The organism is Clostridium pasteurianum DSM 525 = ATCC 6013 (assembly GCF_000807255.1).
Taxonomy (GTDB): Bacteria; Bacillota; Clostridia; order Clostridiales; family Clostridiaceae; genus Clostridium_I; species Clostridium_I pasteurianum.
Genome location: NZ_CP009268.1, coordinates 1,751,388 through 1,776,638, shown reverse-complemented (window position 1 = coordinate 1,776,638; position 25,251 = coordinate 1,751,388). Strand labels below are relative to the sequence as shown.

General features: G+C 29.6%; 19 protein-coding genes. 7 read left to right on the top strand and 12 right to left on the bottom strand.

Annotated elements, in window-relative coordinates; translation table 11 throughout:
- The first annotated feature begins 131 nt into the window (after positions 1-131).
- Complete coding sequence (dapD, locus tag CLPA_RS08020; protein ID WP_003443579.1) at positions 132-842, top strand: 2,3,4,5-tetrahydropyridine-2,6-dicarboxylate N-acetyltransferase; 711 nt, start codon at positions 132-134, stop codon at positions 840-842.
- A 60-nt stretch (positions 843-902) separates the two neighbouring features.
- Here the strand turns inward: dapD and CLPA_RS08015 are convergent, their stop codons facing one another.
- Positions 903-1,607 (bottom strand): single-stranded DNA-binding protein, encoded by a 705-nt coding sequence (locus CLPA_RS08015; RefSeq protein ID WP_003443578.1) that lies wholly within the window; start codon positions 1,605-1,607, stop codon positions 903-905.
- Between the two features lie 247 nt (positions 1,608-1,854).
- Positions 1,855-2,625 (bottom strand): polysaccharide deacetylase family sporulation protein PdaB, encoded by a 771-nt coding sequence (pdaB, locus tag CLPA_RS08010; RefSeq protein ID WP_003443575.1) that lies wholly within the window; start codon positions 2,623-2,625, stop codon positions 1,855-1,857.
- 154 nt (positions 2,626-2,779) lie between these two features.
- Here pdaB and CLPA_RS08005 point away from each other — a divergent pair, with 154 nt between their 5' ends.
- Positions 2,780-3,307 (top strand): DUF4364 family protein, encoded by a 528-nt coding sequence (locus CLPA_RS08005; protein ID WP_003443573.1) that lies wholly within the window; start codon positions 2,780-2,782, stop codon positions 3,305-3,307.
- On the opposite strand, the gene CLPA_RS08000 is transcribed toward CLPA_RS08005, so the two are convergent.
- A complete protein-coding gene (locus CLPA_RS08000; protein WP_003443570.1) occupies positions 3,304-4,188 on the bottom strand; it encodes a YncE family protein in 885 nt (294 codons plus the stop codon). The genes CLPA_RS08005 and CLPA_RS08000 overlap by 4 nt on opposite strands.
- Before the next feature lie 234 nt (positions 4,189-4,422).
- On the opposite strand from CLPA_RS08000, the gene CLPA_RS07995 reads away from it, so the two are divergent.
- A complete protein-coding gene (locus tag CLPA_RS07995) occupies positions 4,423-4,674 on the top strand; it encodes a TIGR03905 family TSCPD domain-containing protein (RefSeq protein WP_003443566.1) in 252 nt (83 codons plus the stop codon).
- A gap of 162 nt (positions 4,675-4,836) precedes the next feature.
- On the opposite strand, the gene CLPA_RS07990 is transcribed toward CLPA_RS07995, so the two are convergent.
- Together CLPA_RS07990 and argB are read right to left on the bottom strand one after the other, a co-directional pair.
- Positions 4,837-6,003, bottom strand: coding sequence for an aspartate aminotransferase family protein (locus CLPA_RS07990; RefSeq protein WP_003443549.1), 1,167 nt, complete (start codon positions 6,001-6,003; stop codon positions 4,837-4,839).
- Positions 5,985-6,878 carry an acetylglutamate kinase gene (argB, locus tag CLPA_RS07985; RefSeq protein ID WP_003443546.1) on the bottom strand — a complete coding sequence of 298 codons (894 nt, stop codon included), beginning with the start codon at positions 6,876-6,878 and terminating at the stop codon, positions 5,985-5,987. The genes CLPA_RS07990 and argB overlap by 19 nt, the downstream gene beginning before the upstream one ends.
- A 154-nt stretch (positions 6,879-7,032) precedes the next feature.
- On the opposite strand from argB, the gene argC reads away from it, so the two are divergent.
- Positions 7,033-8,070 carry an N-acetyl-gamma-glutamyl-phosphate reductase gene (argC, locus tag CLPA_RS07980; protein ID WP_003443543.1) on the top strand — a complete coding sequence of 346 codons (1,038 nt, stop codon included), beginning with the start codon at positions 7,033-7,035 and terminating at the stop codon, positions 8,068-8,070.
- A 134-nt stretch (positions 8,071-8,204) separates the two neighbouring features.
- Entirely contained in the window at positions 8,205-9,428 is a 1,224-nt protein-coding gene (argJ, locus tag CLPA_RS07975) for a bifunctional glutamate N-acetyltransferase/amino-acid acetyltransferase ArgJ (protein WP_003443540.1), read from the top strand.
- Between the two features lie 908 nt (positions 9,429-10,336).
- On the opposite strand, the gene CLPA_RS07970 is transcribed toward argJ, so the two are convergent.
- From CLPA_RS07970 to CLPA_RS07960, 3 genes are all read right to left on the bottom strand, one after another.
- Positions 10,337-11,272, bottom strand: a complete 936-nt coding sequence (locus CLPA_RS07970) for a hypothetical protein (protein ID WP_003443537.1) — start codon at positions 11,270-11,272, stop codon at positions 10,337-10,339.
- Between the two features lie 95 nt (positions 11,273-11,367).
- Complete coding sequence (locus CLPA_RS07965) at positions 11,368-12,687, bottom strand: bifunctional folylpolyglutamate synthase/dihydrofolate synthase (RefSeq protein ID WP_003443535.1); 1,320 nt, start codon at positions 12,685-12,687, stop codon at positions 11,368-11,370.
- Positions 12,688-12,853: 166 nt separating this feature from the next.
- The gene (locus tag CLPA_RS07960; protein ID WP_003443532.1) at positions 12,854-15,505 is read right to left on the bottom strand and encodes a valine--tRNA ligase; all 2,652 of its coding nucleotides are present in this window, start codon (positions 15,503-15,505) and stop codon (positions 12,854-12,856) included.
- Between the two features lie 563 nt (positions 15,506-16,068).
- On the opposite strand from CLPA_RS07960, the gene CLPA_RS07955 reads away from it, so the two are divergent.
- The gene (locus tag CLPA_RS07955) at positions 16,069-16,623 is read left to right on the top strand and encodes a protein kinase family protein (RefSeq protein ID WP_003443529.1); all 555 of its coding nucleotides are present in this window, start codon (positions 16,069-16,071) and stop codon (positions 16,621-16,623) included.
- Between the two features lie 53 nt (positions 16,624-16,676).
- On the opposite strand, the gene CLPA_RS07950 is transcribed toward CLPA_RS07955, so the two are convergent.
- Complete coding sequence (locus CLPA_RS07950) at positions 16,677-20,978, bottom strand: 2-hydroxyacyl-CoA dehydratase (protein ID WP_003443526.1); 4,302 nt, start codon at positions 20,976-20,978, stop codon at positions 16,677-16,679.
- Positions 20,979-21,448: 470 nt separating this feature from the next.
- Here CLPA_RS07950 and CLPA_RS07945 point away from each other — a divergent pair, with 470 nt between their 5' ends.
- A complete protein-coding gene (locus tag CLPA_RS07945; RefSeq protein ID WP_003443523.1) occupies positions 21,449-21,808 on the top strand; it encodes a tetratricopeptide repeat protein in 360 nt (119 codons plus the stop codon).
- Between the two features lie 40 nt (positions 21,809-21,848).
- Here CLPA_RS07945 and CLPA_RS07940 read toward each other — a convergent pair whose 3' ends face one another.
- The 3 genes from CLPA_RS07940 to CLPA_RS07930 form a co-directional block, all read right to left on the bottom strand.
- On the bottom strand, positions 21,849-23,030 hold the full coding sequence (locus CLPA_RS07940) for a transglutaminase-like domain-containing protein (RefSeq protein WP_003443520.1): 1,182 nt from the start codon (positions 23,028-23,030) through the stop codon (positions 21,849-21,851).
- Between the two features lie 74 nt (positions 23,031-23,104).
- Positions 23,105-23,950, bottom strand: a complete 846-nt coding sequence (gene recX / locus CLPA_RS07935; RefSeq protein WP_418219440.1) for a recombination regulator RecX — start codon at positions 23,948-23,950, stop codon at positions 23,105-23,107.
- Positions 23,934-25,193 (bottom strand): M16 family metallopeptidase, encoded by a 1,260-nt coding sequence (locus tag CLPA_RS07930; RefSeq protein ID WP_003443509.1) that lies wholly within the window; start codon positions 25,191-25,193, stop codon positions 23,934-23,936. Before CLPA_RS07930 ends, recX begins: the two co-directional genes overlap by 17 nt.
- Positions 25,194-25,251 lie beyond the last annotated feature (58 nt).

Below are 25,251 nucleotides of genomic sequence, written 5' to 3'. Positions count from 1 at the left end.
TAATAACAATAATTCTTCTCCATATTTTAAAATATACTTTAATTTGTTATAATTATTTATTATAATAATGTAATGTATAGTAAATGTATTATGGATAACTTCTATACAACTTACTTTTAGGAGGAATTTAGATGAATTATGATTTAACAGACCCATATGAAATTGCAAGGTACATAAAAGAAGCCAAAAAATCAACCCCAGTAAAAGTTTACGTAGACGGTGATTTATCTGATGCAAATCCAGGGAACGTAGAAATTTACGGTTCACAAAATTTTTATGTAATTTTCGGTGAAAGCTCTACTGTATCAGAATTTATAGTAAGTAATAAAGACAAAATTAAAAAATTTAGATTAGAACAGGATAGAAGAAATTCCGCTATACCTCTTATGGATATAACAGGAGTAGATGCAAGAATAGAACCTGGTGCTATTATAAGAGATAAAGTAAGTATTGCAAAAAATGCAGTTGTAATGATGGGAGCAGTAATAAATATTGGTGCCGAAATAGGCGAAAGTTCTATGATCGATATGAATGCAGTAGTTGGTGCAAGAGGAAAAGTTGGCAAGAGAGTTCATCTTGGTGCTGGTGCTGTAGTAGCTGGTGTACTTGAACCACCAAGTAAATCTCCTTGTGAAATTGGTGATGATGCGTTAATTGGTGCAAATGCAGTTATACTTGAAGGAGTAAAAATTGGCAGAGGAGCTGTTGTAGCTGCAGGTTCTGTAGTAGTGGATGATGTTCCTGACAATGTGGTAGTAGCTGGTACTCCTGCTCAGATAATAAAAAATGTAGATGATCAAACAAAAGATAAAACTAAAATAATGGATGATTTAAGAAAATAGTCTACATATATAAAAAATTCCTATGTTTCTCAGCATAGGAATTTTTAATTTCAATTACCCTTACATTGCATTTTTATTAATATTGCCCATATGGTAGTCCTCTTCATTAAAATTTTCATCTACATTTACTACATCGTTTTCTGAATCTTTATTTACCTTTTCCATTTTAGATATGGATACTTCATAGGCTACTTTTTTTATGACTTCATCTTCTGATATTTTTTTCTGATATTCTCTACTTTGAAGTCTTCCCCAAATTCTGATGTTATCCCCTACTTTTAAAGACTCACAAAACCTTGAATTCCTTCCCCAGGCTATAGTAGGTATGTAGTCTGATTTATTATATGCTCTATTAACTGCAAGAAGCATATCTGCTATTTCCCTACCAAAAGGTGTAGTCCTATAAACAGGCTTTTTACATATATACCCATCAAGATAAATTTGATTTGGATTCTTACTTTTTTCCGTGCAAATATCAATATTCCTTGCAAATACAGTTAATATAAGCCTGTTAGAGCCTTCTACAAATTTATTATAGGATCTCAATTGACCTTCTACAATTATATCTTGACCTTCCTCTAAATTCATACCTGTTATAAGTCTTTCTGATACAGTAACATATAACACATCCTTTGTATCACTGAGTCTTTGAACATCCATATTAAAAGTATAGAATCCTTCACCGTACATCTCATGACTAAATTCAAGCTTTGAAGAAATCTTTCCTTCTAGATAGAGTTTATTGTTTAACATTAAATTGTCCATTTATATCCCTCTCTCCCTTAGTTTTCTATAATCCTTACATTATGAATATTCATAATATGAACAAAATATGACTAAAATTATAATTGCATTGTAATCCCCCTTTTATTATATATGGAAAGAGATACTAATCATTATTTATAATTTTATATCCCTATAGAACAATTCTATTATTAATTTATTTAAAATATTCACACATTCTCATTACTTATTTCCATTATAATACATTTTTGATTCATATTTCAATAGATTATTTTTTTATTTGTTTACCTTCATTGTTTATAATGTAATTGTTTTTATATACTAAATCTGAAACTTTTACAAAATTATATCCCTCAGATTTTAATTTATCAATTACTCTTTCCAGAGTTTGTGGAGTATATTTTCCCGAATTGTGAAATAATATGATTGATCCCGGACTGATTTTTTTTATAACTCTATTAAACTCTATATCTGAGCCTTCATTCTTCCAATCAATACTATCTATATTCCATTGTATACATTTATGATTTGTTTGTTCCACTAAAGATACACTATTATCATTATAGGTGCCTTCAGGGAATCTAAAGAGAGTAGGCCTTGTCCCTGTAATGGCTAAAATTTTGGCATCAGCAGATGCCACTTCATCAATAATCTGCTCCTTTGATATTCTTGTAAAATCTGAATGTTTATCTGAGTGATTTCCAATCTCATGTCCTCTATCAGCTATCTCTTTAGTCTTATCAGGAAATTCTTCCGCCCATCTTCCAATTATAAAAAAAGTTGCCTTTACATCCTTCTTATCAAGTATGTCTAAAATCTTTGTAGTATTATCATATCCCCAACTGGTATCAAAAGTTATGGCCACACTTTTTTCTTGTGTATCCACAGAATATATAGGGAGATTTTCATAGGAGGATAAAATAGTATCTTTATATCCTCTATTTAATATTAAAAATCCAATAATGCTCAATACAAATGCTGCAATAATAGCAATAATAACTCTTTTTATAAAACTTTTCTTGATTATAATCACGTGCATAACTTTACCTCCAAATTTTATATTCTTGTTAATCTATATTCTGTACAAGCTATTTTATGAATATTAATAACCAAAATATAAAATTTTTTATGGATTTATTTCTCTATTTTTTGTGTTATAATATATGGTGATTACATATTAAGGAGGAAAGAAGATGTTTGATGATACTCTAGAATTAGCTGAAAACAAACTTCTTTTAATGTATATTTTAAAACAAATTAAGCTGCCTATTTCTAAAAATCAATTAACTGAAATAGTTCTAAAAAATAATCTTATAAATTATTTTACTTTGCAGGAATATATTTCTGCACTTATAGCTGCTAATTTTATAAGTTATAACGATATAAATGGGAAACATAGATTAAATATAACTTCAAAAGGTGATAAGATACTTAGTATGTTTTCTAACAGATTATCCGATGCCAAGAAAGAACTGATTGATTCCTACTTAAAATCCAATATACTTAATATAAAAAAAGAAATAAGTCTAACAGCTGACTATACTTTAGCCAATAATGACAGTTTTACAGTAAATTTAAAAGCTACAGAAAATGACATTACACTTATAGACCTTAAATTAAATGTAGTATCAAATAAGCAGGCAAAAGATCTTTGTGTAAAATGGAAAAATAATTCTTCAGAATTATATACAAAGATAATGAAAGTATTAATAGAGGATTAAAGAATCAGCATTCCTGTTGGCTCTTTACCTATATATATGGATTTTTTCTTATAATTATAATAATTTACACAAACCAGCAAATTATTATAATTATCTCCAATATATATATTTTCTTTATCTTTTATAATTCCCCTTGGCATTCCGCCCACTTCTATTCTACCTGTTTCAACAAATTTTTCTAAATCTATTACACTTATGGTTCCATCTCCAAAATTTGATACAAAACACATTTTTTTCTCTATAAACATATCTACTGGTGAATTCCCAACAGGTATTCTACTTAGTATTTTTAGATTTTCTGCAGAAAATATGCTTATATTACCACATTTATCAGATCCCATATTACTTTCACAAACAAAAATCAATTTCCCATCTTTGCTAAAAAGTGCCTTTGTAGGATATTCTCCAACTCTAATGTTACTTATATAATCTTCATTACCATATTTTAAAAATGTTATACTGTCACTATTCATATTAGATATAACAATATTTTTTAAACTGTCATGTACATCAATACTATGGGGCATATTTCCACAGGGAATTTCTTCTTGAATCTCATTTCTGTCAAGACTATAATTTACTATATTATTAATATCGCCACAGACAACAAAAGCATTATTTTCAATAACTTTCACATCATTACAATTCATTCCTATAAAGATGTTTTTTTCAACTTTTTTCTTCTTTACATTTACTAGAGAAAGTGAATTGCTATAATTATTTGTAACAAGCAATTTATCATTATATGCACATATACCATGAGGTCCAATTCTATCATTACCATCTTGCTTTAAGGAAATCTGCTGAACTTTCTCAAATGTACTTGTATTGACTATGGCAATATTATCAGAATATCCATTACAGACAAATAAATTCTTCAAAGTACCTCCCCTCCTTACATTTTATAATATGTAAAATGTATTCATTGTGTCATTGAGTTATTGACAGTATTTAATTTTTTAGTATATATTATAGAGAGTTAAAATAGTGGAAAAGACGAAACAAGCGTAAAAGTGTAAAGTTCAAAGAACAAATATCAAATGGTGAAAATCTTCGCCCTTTTCTCCTATTATGAATTAAAATCTGTTATATAAATTTAGAAAGGTGGAAATTCAATGTATACATATAAAACTAAGGGAGTCTGTTCAAGAGAAATAAAATTTGAAATTGAAGATAATAAAGTTACAAAGCTTATGTTTGTAGGTGGCTGTGATGGCAATCTTACGGGGCTTTCAAGACTTGTAGAAGGCCTAGATGTAAATGATGCTATAAATAAATTAAAGGGCATAGATTGCGGTGGAAGAGGTACTTCCTGCCCTGATCAACTATCTAAGGCTCTTGAATCTTATATTGAAGCAAGTTCTTAATTCCGGTGGAGATTCTTTTACTCCATCTGAATTTTAGAACTGCAAATGCATGGCTTACTTGGCGTCGAACTCCTACTTGAAGAAGCGTGAGACTTACGCCAAGTTAGTCAGGTTAAAAATAATGCTTAAAAAATGCTCACCTCTTCGGTGAGCATTTATCAATTATATTTCTTTAAAAACTTCTTCTAATATTCCGAGAGCATCATCTATATCCTTTTTGTCTACATTTAAAGGAGGTAATATTCTCACTACATCAGCTCCTGCAGTAATAACTAGAAGTCCCTTTTCAAAGCATTTGTTAATAATCATTTTAGTATCTACATTTACTTGTATACCAATAAGAAGACCCATTCCTCTTATTTCCTTTATACAATTATATTTTTCCTGAAATTTAACTAACTTTGATTTTATATAAACTCCCTTTTCATCTACGGAATCTATTATTTTACCATCGATGAGCTCATTTAATATACAAAGACCTATAGCTGTTCCCATTGGATTTCCACCAAAGGTATTACCATGGTCACCAGGTACAAAAGCAGAAGCTGCCTTTTCCTTGGCAAGTACTGCTCCAATAGGGAAACCTCCGCCAAGAGCCTTTGCCATGCATATAACATCTGGCACCACATCATATTTCTGATATGCAAATAGTTTTCCGCTTCTTCCAATACCACATTGCACTTCATCAAAAATTAAAAGTGCATTATGTTTATCACATAGTTCTCTAAGTAATTGTAAATATTCTTTCTCTGCACAGACTATTCCCCCTTCTCCCTGTATTGGTTCTACTATAACTGCACAGGTATTCTCACTAATAGCACTCTTAATGTCTTCCATATCATTAAATTTTACACTTTTCACATTACCTATCAAAGGCTTAAATTGTTTTTGATATTTAGGCTGACCAGTAACTGATAATGATCCCATAGTACGTCCATGGAAAGAATTATCCATGTATATTATTTCGCTTTTTTCATCTGTTCCAACAGTTCTTCCATATTTTCTTGAAAGTTTTAATGCAGTTTCAATGGATTCTGTACCACTGTTACAGAAAAACACCTTTTGGTGATCGGTATTTTCACATAATTTTTCTGCTAAATCCATGGCATTTTGATTCCAGTAGTAATTTGAAATATGCATTAATTTTTCTGCTTGTGTTTTTATAGTATTTACAATTTTATCATTAGAATGGCCAAGACAATTAACTGCAACTCCAGAAACAAAATCTATATACTCTTTTCCATTGGAATCAAAAATTCTTGCTCCTTTACCTTTCTCAAAAACCACATCAAATCTTCCATAAGTATTCATTATATTACTTTTTGACATTTTTCTTTTTCACCCTTTCCATCTATTACGGTACCATTATTATTAAATATATCATTAATAAGGCAGTGCTCTTTTCTTCCATCAATTAAATGTACTCTGCGGGTACCATTTTTTACAGCCTCCATACAACATTCCATCTTAGGTATCATACCACCATTTATTATTCCATCTTTTATATAATCATGTATCATATCTAAAGTTAAATAATCTATAAGACTGTTTTTATTATTTATATCTTTATACACACCTTCAACATCTGTAAGTATTATAAGTTTATCTGCATTAATTGATGAACTTATAAAGGAAGCTGCATAATCGGCATTTATATTATATTTATTACCTTCTCTATCATAACCAACAGGAGAAACAACAGGTACCTGACCGGATTTTATAAGACTTAATAACATAGTTTCATTTATATTACTAACTTCTCCTACAAATCCTATATCAACTTTTTCTCCATTGATATATGTATATTTTTTGTGTGCTTCTATAAGCTTACTGTCTATGCCACTTACGCCTATAGCATTTATACCTCTAAGGCTTAGGTTAAGGGATATATTCTTATTTATAATTCCGCATAATACCATCTGAACTATTTCCATTACATTTTCATCTGTAACTCTAAGACCATTTATAAAATTACTTTCAATACCAGTTTTATTGAGCCACTTTGATATAAGAGGACCTCCTCCATGAACAATAACTATATTTACTCCATATTGTCTCATAACTGCTACATCATCTAAGAATGCCTTTTGGGCTTCTTCATTTTTCATTATACTTCCGCCATATTTTATTACAAATGTTTTTCCCCTTAAACTGCCTATTGCAGGCAAAGGCTCTAAAGAAATTGCTCCTTCTTCATTTTTCATATTCAAGCACCTACCTTACTTTTTTACATGTATAATTATACACATATAGATATAAATATTCAATATTTTAGATAAAAATTATGTTTTTTTATTGAATAACATATATATATTATGTATAATCATTTTAAAAGTCAATATAAATTGGAGTGATAATATGATAAAAGCAGGAATAATTGGATCTACAGGATATTCAGGAGAAGAACTTACTGGATTACTATATAAACATCCTAATGTAGAGATTGATTTTTTGTGTTCTCACAGCTATGTGGGTGAAAATTTTAGTAGTTTATATGGTAATTTAAGAAGATTTGTAGATGAAAAATGTGTAAGTGACGAAGAAGCTTTTAAAAGAATTAGTGACATAGACATATTATTCACCGCACTACCTTCTGGTAAGGCTTTAGAATTTGGAAAATCAGCTATGGAAAATAAAATTAAATTTATAGATATAGGATCTGACTTCAGACTTAAAAGCAAAGAGCTTTATAGAGAATGGTATAATCTTGAACATAACTATTTAGATCTTCTAGAAAAATCCGTTTATGGATTGCCAGAATTAAATAGATCAAAAATAAAAGAAGCTGAGCTTATAGCTAATCCTGGATGCTATCCTACCGCTAGCACATTAGCTCTTGCTCCCCTTATAAAAAATAATATGATAGATACTAAAAATATTATTATAGATGCAAAATCGGGAGTTTCTGGAGCTGGGAGAAAGGCATCTATAGGTAATCTGTTTGTAGAATGTAATGATTCTATAAAAGCTTATGGTGTAGCTTCCCATAGACATACTCCTGAAATTGAACAAAATCTTTCAGAATTGTCTAGTGAAGATGTAAAATTGACATTTACTCCTCATTTAGTTCCTATGAGCAGAGGCATTCTTTCTGTATGTTATGGAAAGCTATTAGCGGAGGCTACTCAGGAAAATCTTATGAATTTATATAAAGATTTTTATAAAAATGAATATTTTGTCAGAGTAATTGATGAACTCCCTGAAACAAGATGGGTTAAAGGTTCTAATTTCTGTGATATAAGTTTAAGAGTTGACTCTCGGACTAATAGAGTCATAGTTATCTCTGCCATAGATAATCTTGTTAAAGGCGCCGCTGGTCAGGCTGTACAGAATATGAATTTAATGTTCGGACTAAAAGAAGATACCGGACTAGAGGCAACTCCAATTTTCCCTTAATATTTATAATTTAAGCAATATACATATGCTTATAGTAAATATTAAAGAAAATACAATGAATTACCACTATTAAACTATTAATATTATTTCTTTATAAATTGCAAAACTAACTATTATAGAAAGAAGGTTATTATATGAGTTCAATAAAAGTTTTAGAAGGCAAAAATATAACTGATGTTCCTTATTTTAAAGCATCTGGTATTCATTGTGGACTAAAAAAAGTAAAAAAAGATCTTTGTGTAATATATAGTGAAAAAAAGGCTGTAGCTGCAGCAACCTTTACTAAAAATAAAGTAAAGGCCGCACCAATACTTTTAAATATGAAATCTATAGAAAATGAAAATACTCAAGCCATTGTAGTTAACAGCGGCAATGCCAATGCCTGCACTGGTGATGAAGGATATAATGATGCACTTTCCATGGCTAAAGTAACCTCAGAAGCTTTAGGATTAAAGCTTGAAGAAGTTATTGTAGCTTCTACTGGCGTAATTGGAGTTCCAATGCCTATGAGCAAAATATTTTCAGGTATTGATATGGCTTGTAAAAGTCTCTCCTATGACGGCGGAAAAGATGCTGCCAAAGCTATAATGACTACAGACACAAAGGAAAAAATAATAACTGTAGAATTTAATATAGGCTCTAAAAAAGCTACAATTAGTGCCATGGCAAAAGGTTCTGGTATGATACATCCTAATATGGGTACTATGCTTGGTTTTTTAGCTACAGACGTAAACATATCCAAGGCAATGCTGACCAAAGCGTTAAAAGATAGTGTTGAAGATTCTTACAATATGGTATCTGTAGATGGAGATACCAGTACTAATGACATGGTAGTAATTCTTGCAAATGGTTCCTGTGAAAATACTATAATTGACACCGAAGATGAAAATTACAAACTATTTAAAGAAGCTCTGCATTTTGTAAATGTGGAAATTGCAAAGATGATTGCCGGAGACGGTGAAGGTGCTACCAAACTGATTGAAACAAAAATATATCATGCTCACTCTTTAAAAGATGCAAAAATTTGTGCAAAAGCTGTTATAACTTCAAGCCTTGTAAAAGCTGCTTTTTTTGGAGCTGATGCCAATTGGGGAAGAATTATATGTGCTTTAGGCTATAGTGGTGCTGATCTTAATGTAAATACAATCAATATATCCTTTACCAATTCCATTGGAACCATTGATATATGTAAAAATGGTGGAAATATAGATTTTAGTGAAGACCTGGCAAAAAAAATATTAGAGCAGGAAAAAATAACTGTTATTATTGACTTAAATGATGGAGAATATAATGCCACTGCCTGGGGCTGTGATTTAACCTATGATTATGTTAAGATAAATGGATCTTATAGAAGCTAGAGATTTCCAATAGGAGAAAAGGACGAAACAATCCTTTTCTCAGTTGAAAGTGGAGAGTAGAAAGTGGAGAGTTTAAAAAAGTTCAAATATCAAAGTCCAAAAAACAAATAAGGTGATTTTGTCTTTTACAACAAAATTGACAATTAGTTAAGAGTTAAAAATTAAGAATTAAGAGTTACTGATGCTTTTTCTTCGCTGTACTGCGAAAAAAGCTTTAGAACTAATAATTTAACATTTTAAATGGCAATATAGGTTTTTAGACCGGTAGGTCGGCTGTGCCAACTAACTTAGGTAATAAAATTTTTCAAAATATAACTAAACATTCGTTAATTCTGTTGACCTGTCCGTAGGACCATGTTATTAATAAAATACCCCTTAACAAGAGCTATATACAATATAAGTTTAGATGAATTACATGAAGAAGTTGAAGCTGTTATCTTCACCTTGTTAGAAATGAAGTATTACAGCTCTTAGCTTTCAAATAACTATCTAAACATCGATATTTTCTATACTTAATATGATTGAAAAATCGAGTCTAGTAGCCACCAAATAAATATTTTTAACTATACAAAATTGTAGGTATTAATCCTATAGTCCTTCGGACTATAAAAACAACTATCTAAATGCTAATACTCAGTCAACGTAGATTCATCATATTAATGTAATATCACTGCTAAACCACCGGGCTAACCGCCCAAAAACCTTTTATAAACCAATCTCCTTTTTTAAGTTTGTATTTATTAATTCTAAATTTTTCTGTAGTGTAACGGAAGAAAAATATCCATCACTCTCAACTTTCAACTCTTAACTCTTAACTTAATAGGTAACTTTACTCCTATCACTTTTCTAAATCTGATATTTGTTCTTTGAACTTTGCACTGTGACGTTTGTTTTGTCCTTTCCCACTATTATAAACTAAGTCTTTTCATAAAACTATTTAAAGCAGTAATAAGCATAATTACTGCTTTATCTCCCCTATCCATATCTTCTAAAATGCTTGTACAATTACAATACTGAATGAATTCCAAAATACTCCACTGATACCAGGGTTTATTTATATCAACTTTAAAATTATACTTACCTATGGGAAAAATAATTTTTAATTCTTCATAATCGCTATCTGTATGACTGAGCTCAGAACTGTATTTATACATATACTCACAAGCTTTTTTATATGTTATACTTTTTTTATCTTGATTATTACTTACCCAGGCAATTATAATCAAAGCCCTTATAAACAAATTTTTTTCACGGGTTTTTTCAAGTATGGTAAGATCATATTTATCATGACAAAGCCTATATATTAAAAATATTTTGGTAGTGAGACTCAAATTCTCCCATTTGTCTATAAAATCATTAAGCGTTAATTGAAGGAGCATATCTATCTGCTCCTCTATGTCTAAAAATTTAAATATGTCTTTTCTCATTTTTAAATTTAGATCCATGGAATCGATGATCTTTTTCTGTTCCTCTTTATTCAGGTTCATAACTTTAGGAAATACCAACTCTATATCCGAGGAATATCCTATTTGAAAAAATTTTGCCATAAGTGGCACATAGTACTCCTCTTTATTGCTAAATACACATTTTTTAATAAGTAGAATATCATTTTCACTTTTTAATAATTTTACTTTAAAAGCTTGCTCCATATTATTTTTATAATTAACTCCAACTTCAAAAGATACTGCTGTACCAGGAGTAAGTAATTTAGCCTTGCAATGCAAATGATTTCTATTCACATATAAGTCTGGTTGATTTTCCCTTAGTATGTATCCAAAATCATTCAATTTATGAATTTTAGGATTGAATCCACCAAACCATTTAATTATACCTACTTCTCTCATAAGCTTCATCTCCCGTTTATCAAAGAATTTTATCTAGTTGAAATTATATTTTAAACTCTATAGAATGTTATATATGTTAATTGTTTGAAATTAATTTATTGTACAAATTCTATTGAGCTATTAATTATTTTTCTCATATCTCCTATCATGTAAAGAGATCCAGAGATTAAAAGTAAATCATTATTATTGCAATACTTTTTAGCCTTAATAAATGCCTTCCTGTAATCATCAAAACTTTCACAATTACTATTGAATTTTTTTACAATATCACATAGATCTTTAGCTATTTCTGCTCTATCACTATGAGGAGTTACCGTTATAATATTTTTAGCCTTAGGAGTAATAATCTTTACCATAGATTCTACTTCTTTATCCGCGAGTATTCCCAAAATAAGCACAATATTATCATATGTAAAATAACTATCAATACTTTCGCTTAGATTTTTTATTCCATCTATATTATGAGCTCCATCAAGCACTATAAGAGGATAATCTGACAGCACTTCTAGCCTGCCCCTCCAAACAACCTTTTCCAAAGCTCTCTCAATATGTTCATCTTTTATATTGATACCCATAGCTCTCAATTCTTCTATACAATGGATAGCAGTACTGCAATTTAAAAGCTGATATTTTCCTAGAAGTGATAATTTTATATTATAAATTTTATCTTTAGTTGTTACTTTAATATGCTGATAATATTTTAAATCTTCCTGTGACTTGAAGGTATCTATAAATTCTACAGATTCTCTTGATACCTTTATGAGCTTAGAATTGTGCTTCTCACAGGTTTCCTCTATAACAATTTCGGACTCTTCCTTCTGAGGATACAATATTACGGGAATATTATCTTTAATTATTCCAGCTTTTTCATGAGCTATTTCAGTTAGTGTATTTCCTAATATATTCATATGATCATAACTTATTGAAGTTATAACACTTATTAAAGGCGTAATCACATTAGTGGAATCCAATCTTCCACCAAGTCCAACCTCTATAACTGCGTAATCTACTTCTTTTTTATAAAAATATAAGAGAGCTGCACAGGTTATTATTTCAAATTCTGTAGGATGTTCATACCCCATTTCTATAACTTTATCTACAGCCGTAGATAATTCGGTAACTACTTTACACAAATCATTCTTAGGTATATTTTTACCACTTATCTGGATTCTTTCTTCAAACTCTTCTATAAAGGGCGAGGTGTACATACCAACGCTATATCCCGTTTCTACAAGAATTTTAGATACCATGGCTGTAACAGAACCTTTACCATTAGTACCTGCAATATGAATACACTTTAGTTTTTTTTCAGGATTTCCCAAAAATTCTAATATCTTTTTTGTTCTGGATAATCCATAATTACTTCCAAATTTAGCAGTATCCTTTATATAATGCATAGTTTCTCTATAGTTCATTCCTAGGAGCTCCTTTGTTTTAAAAAATAGTTCTACTTATGTCTCATTATAGTTTACCAATATCGCCTATTAGCGTCAATTGTATTAAAAGTGCAAAATATATTTTACAGTAAAAAAGATATGCTTTAGGATTACCCAGGCCATATCTCTTTTACTGATATTAATTTTAATTATTTTTTAAATTATTAATTCTTTCAACTACGGCTTCTAACATTTCTCTATATTTTTCTCCTTTGTCCCTTTCTTCTTCTATTACAGCAGAAGGTGCCTTGGAAACAAAACCTTTATTAGAAAGTTTTTTATCTACCCTTTCTATTTCCTTTTTAAGTCTGTTGTTTTCCTTATTTAATCTTTCAAGTTCTTTATCTAAATCTATAAGATCAAGCAGCGGCATAAATATTTCTCCACCTTTTGTTATAACTGAAACAGCATTACTATCTACCTTATCTTTGGAAGAGATAAATTCTATACTGCTGGCAGAAGCCAATTTTTCAAAATATACTCTTCCTGCTTCAAAGGCATCTTTGCTTTCATCATTAGCTAATATGATTAGTTTTGCCTTTCGTGAAGGTGGTACATTCATCTCTGCCCTTACATTTCTAAGGGATTTTATAGCTTCTATTATATAACTCATATCCTCCTCTGCTTTTACATCATAAGCCTTTTCACTATATTCCGGCCATTTAGATATAGATATTGATTTATATTTACCATCTAAATGTTGATATATTTCTTCAGTTATATAAGGCATTATAGGATGAAGAAGTTGGAGCCCAATAGTTAATACTCTATTAAGCACGTTAAAAGCTACTCCCTTAGCTTTTTCATCTTCTCCATACATAACAGGCTTCACAATTTCAATATACCAATCACAGAATTCAGTCCACATAAAATCATAAACTTTTTGTGATGCAATTCCCAGTTCAAACTTTTCTATATTCTCTGTAATTTCTTTGGCTACAGTATTAGCTCTAGATAGTATCCATTTATCTCCCAAAGTATACTCTTCACAATCCTGATATTTTTTCATTACATCTTTATCCAAATTCATAAGTACAAATCGTGAAGCATTCCATATTTTATTGGCAAAATTTCTTGCAGCTTCTACCTTTTCTGTTTTATATCTCAAATCATTTCCCGGTGCATTACCAGTTATAAGAGTAAATCTTAAGGCATCTGCTCCAAAACTATCAATTACTTCTAAAGGATCTACTCCATTTCCCAAAGACTTAGACATCTTTCGTCCTTCTGCGTCCCTTACCAATCCATGTATTAATACATGTTCAAAAGGTGTTTCTCCCATATTATGAATACCAGAGAAAACCATTCGTGCAACCCAAAAGAATATTATATCGTAACCTGTTACCAAGGTATTTGTTGGATAAAAATATTCAAGATCTTCAGTTTTATCAGGCCACCCAAGAGTAGAAAAAGGCCAAAGAGCTGAACTAAACCATGTATCAAGTACATCTTCGTCCTGCTTTAAATTACTGCTGCCGCATTTTGTACATTTATCTGGATCTTTTGAAGCTACAATTACCTCACCACAATCTTCACAATACCAAACAGGAATTCTGTGTCCCCACCAAAGCTGTCTTGATATACACCAATCCTGGATATTTTCCATCCAATTAAAATAAGTTTTATCAAAACGTTCAGGAACGAATTTCGTATCTCCATTTTTAACAGCCTCAATTGCTGGTTTTGCAAGAGATTCCATCTTTACATACCATTGCTTTGATATCATTGGTTCAATAGTATTTCCACATCTGTCATGGGTACTTACATTATGAGTATGTTCTTTTATCTTTACAAGAAATTCCTGTTCCTTTAAGTCCTTAACTATCTCTTTTCTTGCTTCATATCTGTCTAGTCCCGAATATTTTCCATACCCCTTAGCAATAGTTCCATCGTTATTTAAGATAATTATCTCAGGTAAGTTGTGTCTCTTTCCAACCTGATAATCATTTGGATCATGAGCTGGGGTAATCTTAACTGCCCCTGTACCAAATTCCATATCTACATATTCATCTGCAACTATTGGAATTTCCCTATTCACTAAGGGAAGCATAAGAGTTTTTCCCACAAGATGAGCATATCTTTGGTCTTTTGGATTTACAGCCACAGCTGTATCGCCTAAAAGAGTTTCAGGTCTTGTAGTAGCTATTTCTAAAAATTCTTCACTGTTAACTACAGGATATTTTATATGCCAAAAGTGACCATTCTGCTCTACATATTCTATTTCAGCGTCAGAAAGAGCAGTCTGACAATTAGGGCACCAATTGGTAATTCTATTGCCTTGATATATGAGTCCTTCATTATACAATCTTACAAATACTTCTCTTACGGCTTTACTTAAATTTTCATCCATAGTAAAACTCTCTCTTGTAAAATCAGCAGATACTCCCATTTTCTTTAACTGACCTCTTATTTTAGATCTATAGGTGTCAGTCCATTCCCACACCTTCTCAAGAAAAGCATCTCTACCTATTTCTTTTTTCTTTATATCTTCCTTTAAAAGCTCTTTTTCAACCTTTACTTCTGTAGCAATACTTGCATGATCCTGCCCTGGAAGCCATAGAGTACAATAACCCTGCATTCTCTTTGCCCTTATTAAAAAGTCCTGCAGTGCATTATCTAAAGCATGACCTAAATGAAGCTGTCCTGTAATATTAGGAGGAGGCATTATTATTGTATATGGCTTTTTGTTCTTATCAATCTTTGGTGTAAAAAAGCCCTCTTCTTCCCACCATTTATATAATCTATCTTCAAATTCTTTTGGATCATAAGTTTTTGCTATATTTTTTGAATTATCCATTTTCTAATCTCCTTACTAATCTTGTATTATATTTTATAAAATCAAAAAAGCACAGAAATCCATAAAGGACGACTGTGCGCGTTACCACCTTTTTTCCTGACAATAAAATTTTAGCAAAAACTACTAAAATCTCACAATACAATCTATAACATCAGTCTGCTACAGACCTATACAGGCTCTTAATGAATATCGGTTAAGATTACCGTCTTTACTTACTTATGCATTTTAACAAAAAAGATACATCCGTATATACCTGACTCCCTTCTGTCTCTATATGAACACATTTCAGTAAAGAAACTCCGAAGCTACTTTCAAAGTAAAAAGTAAAGAAAATCTTTCAGCCTGTGAATTTTCCTCTCTAATAACTCTTTATCTTTTACTCCTCTTCATCAACATCTAAATATATTATTAACTAATATTATATTATAAATAAAACCTGTAATATGTCAAGAAAATTCAACAATTTATTGTATATTTAATATAATGTATAGACGCAATATATAAAACAGCAGCTATTTAAAACTTACACTACTCACTTTAATTGTTTAGAAGAAGGTGTCATAATGAGAAAAAAAAGAGGTTTACAAAAAGATAATAAATCAATAATACTAAGATTAGATGAGTGTAAATATATTGGAGGAAACTATAATGCCTCAATATATCTTATGAAAAATAATAGAGTAGCAAAAATTTATAAAGATCCTTCAGAATGCAGAAAAGAATATAATCTAGTAAAAGGGTCTCCTGCATGTAATTTTTTTCCCAAAATATATAATTTCTGTGGTCATTATACAATAAGAGAATATATTGAAGGAATAAGCATAGTAAAATATATAAATGAAAATAGATTTAATCATCAAATTGCTTTACATTTGATAAAATTTTTAGAAAAATTGTCTATAAACAATCTTTTACATTTAAATATAAAACTTAAAGATATTTTTATAAAAAAGAATAATGATGTTATACTAATTGACATAGTTAATAGTGATTTCAAAGAAAATAGTTTAATTAGAATATTAAAATCTTTAAAAGATCTCAATACTTTAGAATTATTTCTAGATGAATTAAAAAAATACAACAAAGTTTTATATAATAAATGGACAAAGTTAGTATAATTGTGAATAAATATGGACCATAAGAGAATATATTCTCTTATGGTCCATATTTATTAAGCCTTAATAGGTCTATTCTCAGAATGATGTTTTTTTATCTCTACTATTTCTGTCATCTTATCAAACTCATACTTTTTCTCCATATTTTTAAAAGCTGTAGACAACATCAATTTAATTCTATTTAACTGATTTACTTCACTGGCACCAGGATCATAATCAATAGCCGCTATATTGGCATAAGCATATCTCTTTTTAAGTTCTTTAATCATGCCCTTTCCTGTTACATGATTTGGAAGGCAGGCAAAAGGCTGCATACACACAATATTTTCTGTACCACTTTCTATAAGCTCTACCATTTCAGCTGTTAAAAACCAACCTTCTCCAGTTTGGTTACCAATAGATACAATACCATTAACACCTGCGGCAAGTTCACTTATAGACTTTGGCGGCTCAAATCTTTTACTATTTCTTAAGACTTTTTTCATCTCTTTTCTATAAAATTCAATAGCATTTATTACTACATTTCCTATAAGCTTGGCTTTTCTTGTACCTGATAAATACCTGTATTTATAGTTCTCATCATAAGCACAATATAATAAAAAATCTATCAAATCCGGCATTACAGCTTCTCCACCTTCACCCTCAACAATATCAACTATATTATTATTTGCACCAGGTAAAAATTTAACAAGTATTTCTCCTACAAGTCCAACCTTAGGCTTTCTAACATCCTCTATTTCTAAGTTATCAAAATCTTTAACTATATTTCTTATATTGTTTTTAAATATTCTATGATTTCCAGATCTAGTTGATTCCTTGCATTTTTTCACCCATTTATTATATAGCTCATTTGCAGAACCTTTGATTTTTTCATAAGGTCTTACTCTATATAATACCCTCATGAGTAAATCTCCATATACAAGAGCTATGGCACATTTATTTAACATGGATAGAGAATACTTAAATCCAGGATTAGATTCAAGTCCCTGTGCACTTACAGCTATAACTGGTATGTTTGCATATCCTGCATCTTTAAGTGCCTTTCTAATAAATCCAATATAATTTGTAGCTCTGCAGCCTCCACCTGTTTGTGAAATTAGTGCAGAAGTTTTACTTAAATCATATTTTCCAGATTTCAATGCTGCTATTATCTGTCCAACCACAATTATAGATGGATAGCAGGCATCATTATTAACATATTTTAATCCTTCATCTACTACTTTTTTATCTCCATCAGACAACATAACCATATTATATCCTGATGCATTCATTGCAGCTTCTAAAAATTGAAAATGGATAGGTGACATTTGAGGACAAAGTATTGTATGAGTATCCTTCATTTCTTCTGTAAATAAGACTTTTTTCTGAACCTCTCCAATACATTCTGGATTTATTCCATTTTTACTTCTTTCCTCCATTGCAGCTTTTAAAGAACGAATTCTTATCCTCACTGCACCTAAATTATTTCCCTCATCTATTTTTATAGTTGTATATATTTTTTTGTATTCTTCCAATATTTCTTCCACTTGATCTGTAGTTACTGCATCAAGACCGCATCCAAAGGAATTAAGCTGAATTAATTCAAGATTGCTCTGCTTTGCCACAAAACTTGCAGAAGCATATAGTCTAGAATGATATACCCATTGATCAACTACTCTTAAAGGTCTCTCCACTTTTCCAAGATGTGCTATAGCATCCTCTGTAAGTACTGCCATACCATAACTTGTTATAAGATTTGGAATACCATGGTTAATTTCAGGATCTATATGATAAGGTCTTCCCCCTAGAACTACACCCTTTATCCCTGTGTCCTGTAAATATTGAAGCACTTCATTACCCTTATTTTTTATGTCCTCTTTATATTTTAAGAATTCACTATTAGCTGCATCCACAGCTTTATTTATTTCAATTTTTGATATATTAAATTCTATCAATTCTTCATAAAGTCTCTTTTTTAATCTATTCATATTATCAAAAGGTAAAAATGGATTTTTAAATAATATATCTCCACCTCTAAGTATATCTATATTGTTTTTAAGTACTTCTGCATAAGAAGTAACTATAGGGCAATTATAATGATTATCAGCTTCTGGCTGCTCCTTCTGCTCATAAGGAAGACATGGATAAAATATAAATTTTATTCCCTTATTTATAAGGCTGATTATATGTCCATGTGTAAGCTTAGCTGGATAGCAAACTGATTCTGATGGTATAGTATCTATACCCATTTCGTAGATATTCTTTGATGATCGTGGTGATAATTCTACTCTAAATCCCAAATTAGTGAAAAAAGTATGCCAAAACGGATAATTCTCATAGATATTTAATACCCTTGGAATACCAACTACTCCTCTTTTAGCTTCTTCTTTAGTCAGAGATTTATAACCAAAGGTTTTCCTATATTTATAATCATATAAATCAGGTATATCTGTCCTCTTTTCAGCGTGGCCGGCACCTCTTTCACATCTGTTACCAGTTATATACTGTCTTCCATCTGAAAATTTATTTATAGTTAACATGCAGTTATTTCCACAAAGTCCGCATCTTCTCATGTCTACATCACTATTAAAATTATCGATTTTGTCTAAGCTTAGCAAAGTAGAAATATAATCTTCTTCATATCTTTCTTTTGCAATGATGGCACATCCAAAAGCCCCCATAAGTCCAGCAATATCTGGTCTTACAGCCTCTCTCTCAGATATAAGTTCAAAACTTCTAAGCACTGCATCATTATAAAAAGTACCACCTTGTACAATTATCTTTTCTCCTAAATCTTTAGGATTTCTTATCTTAATAACTTTTAAAAGAGCATTTTTTATCACTGAATAGGAAAGTCCTGCTGAAATATCTCCTACTTTTGCCCCTTCTTTTTGTGATTGTTTAACCTTAGAATTCATAAATACTGTACACCTTGATCCAAGGTCTACGGGATTTTCAGCCTTAAGGGCTGCTGCTGCAAAATCTTTAACATCCATATTGAGAGATTTTGCAAAGGTTTCAATAAAAGATCCACAGCCAGATGAACAAGCTTCATTAAGTAATATACTGTTTATTACCCCATCCTTTACCCTAAGACATTTCATATCCTGTCCACCTATATCCAGTATAAAATCTACCCCGGGTAAGAAAAATTCAGAAGCTTTATAGTGGGCAACTGTTTCAACCTCACCAATATCCACCTGTAAAGCTGCCTTTATTAATCCTTCACCATAACCTGTAACAGCGGAATTAACTATTTTGGCAGATTCAGGCATCTTTGAATATATATCTTTTAATATTTTTACAGTAAGCTTAAGGGGGCTCCCTTCATTGCTTCCATAAAAAGAATATAAAAGTTCACCCTTTTCTGAAATAAGAGCTGCTTTTGTAGTAGTTGATCCTGCATCAATTCCCAAGAAACAATTTCCGCTATAGTTACTTAACTCTCTTCTCTTTATATTGTGTCCCTCATGTCTTTTCCTAAATTCATTAAGTTCTCTATCATCTAAAAATAAAGGTCTTAATCTGTCAATTTCATTTACTGAATCATCCTTTAATACAGACAGTTTGTCTTTAAGAATATTAAATTTTAAAGTTTTTTCTTTTTCTGAAGCTAAAGCTGCACCTAAAGCTACAAAAAGCTGTGAATTTTCAGGAAATATTATTTCATCTTCTCTAAGCTTTAAAGTTTCAATAAATCTTTTTCTAAGCTCTGAAAGAAAGTACAAAGGCCCTCCCAGGAAAGCAATATTACCTTTAATTGGTTTTCCGCAAGCAAGACCACCTATAGTCTGATTTACCACAGCCTGAAATATAGATGCTGCAATATCCTCTTTAGCAGCACCTTCATTAAGCAATGGCTGCACATCAGTTTTTGCAAACACTCCGCATCGTGCTGCTATAGGATATATATTTTTATATTTAGAAGCCAATTCATTTAAACCTTTAGCATCAGTTTTTAATAATGTAGCCATTTGGTCAATAAAAGCTCCTGTTCCCCCTGCGCAGGTTCCATTCATTCTTTGATCTATACTTCCGACAAAATATGTTATCTTGGCATCTTCTCCTCCAAGCTCTATAGCTACATCTGTCTCAGGAATTAACTTTTCTATGGCATTTGTACATGAAATTACTTCCTGTATAAATGTTATATCAAGCCATTTTGATACTGACAAGCCACCTGATCCTGTTACCATAATTGTAATTTCAACATCTTTATATATGCTATAGGCTTCATCCAAAAGTTTTACTATAGTGTTTTTTATATCTGAAAAATGCCTTTCATATTTACTATAAAGTATTTTACCATTATTATTTAAAACAACTAATTTAACTGTAGTAGAACCTACATCTAAACCTAAATGCAATATTTCTTTCATAATTACCTTCCCATTTCATAGTATAGTATTACCCCTCTATTGGGCCTATTAACAATTAAATCATCTAAAGCAAGTACTAATTATCAATACACATATAACAGATAATTGTTAAGACTAATGATTATTATAGCATAAAATCTTTAATATTAAATAAATTTTAATTACTATAAATTATAGCAAGGAATCCATATAATATACTTTCATCCACAATATATTGGTTTTTATTAAATAATAACTACAATATATTGTAACTTTATTTATAGTATATCAGATTTTGCTTTGAAAATCTAATAGATTTATATTATCTATATAATCATATTTATATGTTAATTATTAGATTTTTTTGATAATTAAGTTAAAAAATAAATTATAGAGAATATTTCTTGTATATTATGGATATAAATTTAAGTAGATATTTTAACCTGAATTAAGAACTTGCTTCAAACGGATTAGATGAGGAGGAGTTAAACATGAACTACTTTAAAGAAGCAAATAATTTCTATAATAGAAAAGATTACATAAATGCACTAAGTCTATATCAAAAATCTGTGGAAGTTAAACAAAATGAAGCCGCTTCTTTCTATAATTGGGCTGTTTGCTTAATAAAACTTAAATCCTATAAAAAAGCAATACCTCTATTAAAAAAAGCTTTAATTCTAAAACATGATAGTAGATATTTTTTTAATTTAGCTTACTGCTATACTATGCTGAAAGATAAAAGAAAGGCTTTAATCTATTTTAATAAAGCCTGGTCATTAAATAATGATGATAAAGATTGTGAGAAAGCTATTAATATGATCATAAAATCCTATAAAAAAGATACAATATGAAAAAAAGAAAGATTGCCGCATAGCGGAAATCTTTCTTTTTTTACCATTCACCAATGATCTTTGCATTTTTATGATCTAAATCAAAAATTCTACTATTAAAGTAGTTTCCTCCCTTAGAAAAGGTAGTATCTACATTAATCCATTTGCCTGTTTCAGGTATATAAACCATATTCCAAGCATGACTTACCCAGCTTACTCCATTAAATCCATCACCTGTAACAAGTCTTACTTTAATATTATTTGCTCTAGCCATAGCCACATATAAGCAGGCATAGTCAAAACAAATCCCCTTTCTGGATTCAAAAGTTGGTATAGCACCTGACTGTACATTAAAATTATTATTTAAGACTAAATTGGCTTTATTATAATCATAATCTATATTTCTACCTATCCAATCGTATAATTTCTTTGATTTACTTATAGTATCTGTTTCACCAGCAGTTAAATTTTTTGCAAAATTATTTATCTGCTGATTTGATTTTATACCTTCATCTAAAGTAACTCCATTATAATATACAATAGTTCTGCCAGGTGAAGTATCATTTATTTTTCCATTAGGAAGTTTTTCTAAATTATTTTGTTTAACTACAATACTTACAGAATCATCAATTATTTGCGGAAGTTTTTTGGCAACACTAGAATTAGTAACAGGTATTACAAATTGCTGACATAAATACCTGTAGATATTTGAATTACTCAGATACCTATTAAAATCACTGTTAGTAGTAAATATCGATGCAAAATTCAGTGCCAATAGCACCACTAGAATATAGCATACCGCTCTAGGTATCTGAACTACTGCCCCCATTATTTTTCTAAACACATAATTTTTATTTTTAACTAGCTTCTCAATTCCATCAATTAAATGATATAGAGTAATATTGCTTATAAATAATAATATTGTATATATAATCTTATAGATTATATATACTGCTAAAGGAATAACAATTAGATATATTACTATAGGTTTACTTTGAAAATAATAGGCCATATTATCTGGTAAATGGCTAATTATCTTATTAAATATACTATTTTCATTTCCTATAAATATATTTCTTATATATTTAATACCCACATATATAGCAAGTATAAATGATACACTTCCAATAACATTTTCTAAATCCCTTTTAGCACTATAAGATGAAAACCCAACTAAAAGCCCTTTTAATATTGGATAAAAAAAGCTAATTATTATAATTAAAGTTACAGGATTGATCTTCACAAAATCACCTCTAAAATATATTTAAAAATCTTATTGTATTCTATTTCTTCATCCTATAATATACTACACTCTATCTATTCCATTAAGTTTTTTAACTCTTGTTTTACATCTTCACTACTATAACCTTTGGATATTAAAAATCTCCAGAGCTTAGCGTATACCTTCATAGAATTACTCTCATTCTTTATCACTAAATTATATTTTTTCTCTGCAATCCTATGAAGTTCTTCATAATTTTTCTCATGAGTTATCTTCATATTTCCTATAAAATTATTATCTTCAGTTATATCTCCAATAATTTTTTTCAAAGTATCTTTTATTATATTACTGCTATATCCCAATCTAGAAAGGTAATTAAATAATTTACTATATATCTTAAAAGAATTGTTCTCACTTTTCATAAATATATTATACTTCTTTCTAGCTAATTCATTTATAATAGACACTTCGTACTCATAACTAACATTATTAAGCTTATCATCTATAATATTTTCTTCAATACCTTTTTTCAATAATTCATATTTTATTTTCTTTTTTCCCTGTTTCTTAATCTTTTCCTTTATATACAAATCTGCATATTTACAATCATCAATAAAATTGTACTGCTTTAAAAATTTTATAGCTCTGTTTATATTTTTTTCACTATGATCTTTTTGGAGAAGTTTTACAGATATTTCTCTTTCAGTTTTATAGCTTTTTTCTATAGCTTTAAGGGCATCATTCTTGCATTTTATATAATTTTCTTCCTCTACTATTTTCTCTATATAATCAACATCTATACTCATCCCACTTTTTAAAGAATGTAAAAAAACTAATTCACTGCTGCAGGAAAATCTATATTCATTATTTACATATATATTAACTCTATCTTTTCTTTTCTTCTGCACTTCTATTTTTGTTATTTTATTCAAATATATCACTCTCTTTTGGCAATAATATGTGAATGGTAGGATCTTTTAAAACCTCTCTAGCAGCTTCATATATCTCTTCTTTTTTTATATTTTTTAAATTATTCATATCTGATAAAAAACTATATATATCTTCATTTTCTATCATCTGATGCAGTGCATAATTGCACAATTCAGAAGTATCCTCTAAAGTTAGAATAATAGCTGTTTTTAATATTTTTTTCATCAAATTTATAGATTCAATATCAAATAAAATCTCTTCATTTTTAATCTTTTCTATACAATTATCTATACAATTTATAGTTTTTTCTATATTTTCTTTTCCTACTGCAGTATATATATATAAACTTTTAACAAAACTACTAGTATCTAATTCGGAATAAACATCATAAGCTAATCCTCGTTTTTCTCTTAACTCTCTAAAGAGAATTGAATTTGCACTTTCACCAAATTTATTGTTAAGTATTTTAAGAGCTAACTCTAGCCTCTTATCCAAATTATGAAATGTAAATATATATATAATACTGCTCTGCTCTATATTTTTTTTAAAAGTTGTTTTTTTAATGGGAATATTATTTTCAATAATTATATCTCTTAATTTAAAGTTCCTACCTGTCCATCTTTCAAAATATTCTTTAACCATATTAATTATATCATCATGTTCCATAGAAGATACTATAGAAATATAACAATTATTAGGCACATAATATTTATTATAAAAACCACAGATATCTTTTCTTGAAAAATTTTTCACTGTGTTTTCGTTTCCAATAGTTTCATATTTTATAGGACTGTTTTTATATGCAATCTCATGGGCTTTTTTAAAACTGTAATCTTCTACATCATCTACACTTGTCTTTATTTCTGCTAGTATCACTTTTTTCTCCCTTTCAATTTCTTTTTCAGGAAAATTGCAATTAACAAGCATATCTTCTATTAAACTCAATGCTTTTTTCATTTCTTCTATTAATCCGGATACATGTACGACTGTACAATTATAATCAGTATAGGCATTATATTCCCCGCCTATACTTTCAAGTTCATTATTCAGTTCCTCATTACTTCTGCTTTTAGTGCCCTTAAAAAGCATATGTTCAACAAAATGAGATATTCCCTTCTTATTTTTTTCCTCATATATAGAACCTATTTTTATCCCAGCATGAATGGAAAACAAATTAGTAGATTTTTTTATAGTTATAATTCTTAGTCCATTAATAAATTTTGTTTCTTTATAATCAATAATATCTTTATCCATAAATTCTCCTTAATCCTATCAATTAATGAATCTTATTCAGCTGAAAATTAATTATATC